Annotated in this window: 4 protein-coding genes; all 4 read left to right on the top strand. The window is 72.5% G+C overall.

All coding sequences use genetic code 11. The features are described from left to right. The first annotated feature begins 388 nt into the window (after positions 1-388). Positions 389-1645, top strand: a complete 1257-nt coding sequence (ftsW, locus tag GL263_RS21320) for a putative lipid II flippase FtsW (RefSeq protein ID WP_228456717.1) — start codon at positions 389-391, stop codon at positions 1643-1645. Positions 1646-1651: 6 nt separating this feature from the next. Continuing rightward, the gene (gene murG / locus GL263_RS21315; RefSeq protein WP_182857352.1) at positions 1652-2740 is read left to right on the top strand and encodes an undecaprenyldiphospho-muramoylpentapeptide beta-N-acetylglucosaminyltransferase; all 1089 of its coding nucleotides are present in this window, start codon (positions 1652-1654) and stop codon (positions 2738-2740) included. 130 nt (positions 2741-2870) lie between these two features. Next, entirely contained in the window at positions 2871-3698 is an 828-nt protein-coding gene (locus tag GL263_RS21310) for a cell division protein FtsQ/DivIB (RefSeq protein WP_182857351.1), read from the top strand. Between the two features lie 271 nt (positions 3699-3969). After that, on the top strand, positions 3970-5003 hold a 1034-nt coding region (gene ftsZ, locus GL263_RS21305), incomplete at its 3' end, for a cell division protein FtsZ (RefSeq protein WP_182857350.1).

Raw genomic sequence — 5003 nt, 5'->3', positions numbered from 1 at the left:
GTCACCAGGAGGGGACGGAAGATACATGACGGCCGACAACCGCAGGGGCGGCGGGGCCGGCGGGGCCGGCGGCCGTCCGGCGCCGCGCGGCGGCAGCCCCGCCCGAGGACGACCGGCCGCCGGCGCGGCCGGCGCCGGTGTCCGCTCCCCGGCCTCCGGGCGGACCGGCCAGGCGCCCCGGCCGGCCGGCGCCTCCCGGTCCGCCAAGCCCGTCGCCAGGCAGAGCGCCGCGCCGCGCTCGACGGCCGACGCCGGGGCCGCCAAGCCGACCGCGAACGCCGCCGGCCGGCCCGGACCGAAGTCCACGTCCAAGCCGCGCGCGAAGCCCACCGCGAAGTCCGCGGCGAACGCCGCCGGGAGGACGCCGCCGGCGGCGCTCGCCCGGCCCCTGGACGGCCTGCGCCGGCTCAGGGACCAGGCCCGGCGGGCCTGGGACAGGCCGCTGACCGCCTACTACCTGGTACTCGGCGGCAGCCTGCTGATCACCCTGCTCGGTCTGGTGATGGTCTTCTCGTCCTCACAGATCGAGGCGTTGCGCGACAACCTCCCGGCCACCTACTACTTCCGCAAGCAGCTCCTGGCCGCCGCGATCGGCACGGTGCTGCTGCTGATCGCCTCCAGGATGCCGGTCAAGCTGCTGCGCGCGCTGGCGTATCCGGTGCTCGCCGGCTCGATCGTGCTGCTGGCCCTCGTCCAGGTGCCGGGCATCGGCGTGAAGGTCAACGGCAGCACGAACTGGATCCAGCTCGGTGGTTCCTTCCAGCTCCAGCCGAGCGAGTTCGCGAAGCTGGCGCTGGTGTTGTGGGGAGCCGACCTGCTCGCCCGCAAGGGGGAGCGCGACCTTCTCCGACACTGGAAGCATCTGCTGGTGCCACTGGTTCCGGGGGCGCTGCTGGTGTGTGCGCTGGTGTTGTTCGGCGGCGACATGGGCACGGTGATGATCCTTGTCGCGATCCTCTTCGGACTGTTGTGGATCGCCGGGGCCCCCACCCGGATGTTCATCACGGTGCTGGCGGTCTCGGCCGTCGTCGGCACCGTACTCATCATGAGCGCGCCGCACCGGATGCAGCGCGTGGCCTGCCTCGGTGCGACGGAGCCGGGCCCGGGCGACGCCTGCTGGCAGGCGCTGCACGGCATCTACGCGCTGGCGTCCGGGGGCTGGTTCGGGTCCGGCCTCGGGGCCAGCGTGGAGAAATGGGGTGAACTGCCGGAGCCGCACACGGACTTCATCTTCGCCATCACCGGCGAGGAACTGGGGCTGGCGGGGACGCTGTCGGTACTCACCCTCTTCGCGGCTCTAGGCTATGCGGGTATCCGCGTGGCCGGACGCACGGAGGATCCGTTCGTGAGGTATGCCGCGGGAGGGGTGACGAGCTGGCTCATGGCCCAGCTGGTCATCAACCTCGGCGCTGTGCTGGGCCTGCTGCCCATCGCCGGTGTTCCCCTGCCGCTGTTCTCCTACGGCGGCTCCGCCCTGCTGCCGACGATGTTCGCCGTCGGGCTGCTGATCGCGTTCGCGCGCAGCGACCCCGCCGCGCGCGCGGCTCTGGCCATGCGGCAGCCTGGTGTACAAAAGACGCTGGCTGGGGTGAGAGGTAAGTCGATGAGACGGCGCGTCAAACGGCCGCCGTCCGGAGAGCGGTGAATTTCGGTGCATGTCGTACTCGCCGGTGGGGGGACCGCCGGCCACATCGAGCCGGCGCTCGCCCTCGCGGACGCCCTGCGGAGGCAGGACCCGACCGTGGGTATCACGGCCCTCGGCACGGAGCGGGGGCTTGAGACCCGTCTGGTGCCCGAACGCGGCTACGAACTCGCGCTGATCCCGGCGGTACCGCTGCCCCGCAAACCCACCCCCGAGCTGATCACCGTCCCCGGCCGGCTGCGGGGCACCATCAAGGCGGCCGAGCAGGTACTGGAGCGCACGAAGGCCGACTGCGTCGTCGGCTTCGGCGGCTACGTCGCGCTGCCGGGCTACCTGGCCGCCAAGCGGCTGGGCGTGCCGATCGTGGTGCACGAGGCGAACGCCCGTCCCGGCCTCGCCAACAAGATCGGCTCCCGCTACACCCGGCACGTCGCCGTCGCCACGCCCGACAGCAAGCTGCGGCACGCCCGCTACATCGGCATCCCGCTGCGCCGCTCGATCGCGACCCTGGACCGGCAGGCGGTACGCGCCGAGGCGCGGGCCGCGTTCGGTCTCGACGCCAACCTGCCGACGCTGCTGGTGTCCGGCGGCAGCCAGGGCGCCCGGCGGCTGAACGAGGTCGTCGAGCACATCGCCCCGGTGCTCCAGCGCTCCGGCATCCAGGTGCTGCACGCGGTCGGCCCGAAGAACGAGCTGCCGCAGACCGACAACATGCCGGGCATGCCGCCCTACCTCCCGGTGCCCTACCTGGACCGGATGGACCTCGCCTACGCGGCGGCGGACATGATGCTCTGCCGGGCGGGCGCGATGACGGTCGCCGAACTCTCCGCCGTCGGCCTGCCGGCCGCCTACGTGCCGTTGCCGATCGGCAACGGCGAACAGCGGCTCAACGCGCAGCCCGTGGTGAAGGCGGGCGGCGGGCTGCTCGTCGACGACGCCGACCTGACGCCGGAATGGGTGCAGCGGAACGTGCTGCCCGTGCTGACCGATCCGCACCGGCTGCACGACATGGCGCGGGCCGCCGCCGAGTTCGGCCGGCGGGACGCCGACGAGCTGCTGGTGGGCATGGTCTACGACGCGATCGCGACACGCCGCTAGCGCTGCGCGGTCTTCCCGCCCGGGATCGGGGAGCGTGGGGGTGCGCCGGGCGCGCCGCCGGTGGGCGGCGGCGCCGGCGCCGGACGACGAGTGTGAGCACCGGGCCCGTGCCCGGACGGAAGGCGGAGGCGTGGGCGGAGCGGCCGGAGGGACCACCACGGCACGCGGCCGGGGCGACTCCACACGCTCCGGCCCCTCTTCACCGCGGCCGCCGGCGAAGCCGGGCCGCCGGCCGCCGTCGCTGCCCGCCCCGCGCACGCTGGTCGCGGTCGGCGTGCTGGTGGCGGCCGTGCTCGGGTTCGGGCTGTGGGCGCTGTACGGCTCGTCGTGGTTCCGGGTCGAGCAGGTCTCGGCGCGCGGACTCGACAAGCTGACCGAGGACGAGGTGCTGGCGGCGGCGGCCGTACCCGTCGGGGAGCCGCTGGCCGGCGTCGACCGGGCGGCCGTGGCCGCCCGGGTGCGTGCGGAACTGCGCCGCGTGGAGTCCGTGGAGGTCGTGCGCGACTGGCCGAAGGGCGTGCGGATCGACGTGGTCGAGCGCACCCCCCGGGTGGTGATGGAGCGGTCCGGCGGCGGCTGGACCGAGGTGGACCGCACCGGTCTGCGGTACGGCACCACCGACAAGCGGCCGCGCGGCGTACCGCGGTTGGTGGTGGAACCGGACAGGGGAGTCGGCGGCGGCAGGTTCGACCGGCACCGGCTGCGCGCCGAGGCGGTGGTCGTCGCGGGCGACCTGCCGGCGGAGGTGCGCCGGCGCACCGAGGTGATCCGGGTGCGTTCGTTCGACTCGATCCGGCTGGAGCTGAGCGGCAGCCGCGTGGTGATGTGGGGCAGCAGCGAGTACGGTGCCGAGAAGGCGCGTGCGCTGCGTGCGGTGCTGGTCGCGAGCAAGGAGCGTGCCGGTGCCGGATACTTCGACGTGAGCGTTCCCAGCGCGCCCGCGGTGTCGGGTAGTTGACGCACGTGTGAGCGGGCCAGCACCCTGGTTGGCTACCGCGACGGCTGATCACATAGGGTGAAAAGAAAAACGGGAGGTTCGGCGTGTTCGTTGAACGCGCAGCGCTTGTCGACTTAGTGTCCGTTCCGAAGACTCACAGAAGCACGGACACTGGTAACCCTAAACTTGACCGTTAGGGTTCGGGTCGGCATTCGGACCGGCCCATCGGCATAGGTCGACGCCCCGCGACCCTCGGGCGTCGACACGTAACTCGAGGCGAGAGGCCTTCGACGTGGCAGCACCGCAGAACTACCTCGCAGTCATCAAGGTCGTCGGGATCGGCGGCGGTGGCGTGAACGCCATCAACCGGATGATCGAGGTCGGTCTCAAGGGCGTCGAGTTCATCGCGATCAACACCGATGCGCAAGCCCTGTTGATGAGCGACGCCGACGTCAAGCTCGACGTCGGCCGGGAGCTGACCCGGGGCCTGGGAGCCGGCGCCAACCCGGACGTGGGCCGCAAGGCCGCCGAGGACCACCGCGAGGAGATCGAGGAGGTGCTCAAGGGCGCCGACATGGTCTTCGTGACCGCAGGCGAGGGCGGCGGCACCGGCACCGGCGGCGCGCCCGTCGTGGCCAACATCGCCCGCTCGCTGGGCGCGCTGACCATCGGCGTCGTCACCCGGCCCTTCACCTTCGAGGGCCGCCGGCGCGCCAACCAGGCCGAGGACGGCATCGCCGCGCTGCGCGACGAGGTCGACACGCTGATCGTCATCCCCAACGACCGCCTGCTGTCCATCTCGGACCGCCAGGTGAGCGTGCTGGACGCGTTCAAGTCTGCGGACCAGGTACTGCTCTCCGGCGTGCAGGGCATCACCGACCTGATCACCACCCCCGGCCTGATCAACCTCGACTTCGCCGACGTGAAGTCCGTGATGTCCGAGGCCGGTTCCGCGCTCATGGGCATCGGCTCCGCGCGCGGCGACGACCGCGCGGTGGCGGCGGCCGAGATGGCCATCTCCTCCCCGCTGCTGGAGGCGTCCATCGACGGCGCCCGGGGGGTCCTGCTCTCCATCTCCGGCGGCTCCGACCTCGGTCTCTTCGAGATCAACGAGGCCGCGCAGCTGGTCAGCGAGGCCGCCCACCCCGAGGCGAACATCATCTTCGGCGCGGTCATCGACGACGCGCTCGGCGACGAGGTGCGCGTCACCGTCATCGCCGCCGGCTTCGACGGCGGTCAGCCGCCGGCGAAGAACCGCGAGAAGGTGCTCGGCTCCTACGGCGGCAGCAAGGAGGAGTCCACCGGCTCCACCGCTGCCGGCCGCAC

Origin of the sequence: Streptomyces durbertensis, assembly GCF_014156695.1 — a bacterium.
In the GTDB taxonomy this organism is placed as follows: Bacteria; Actinomycetota; Actinomycetes; order Streptomycetales; family Streptomycetaceae; genus Streptomyces; species Streptomyces durbertensis.
This window is presented reverse-complemented; position numbering and strand designations above follow the sequence as displayed.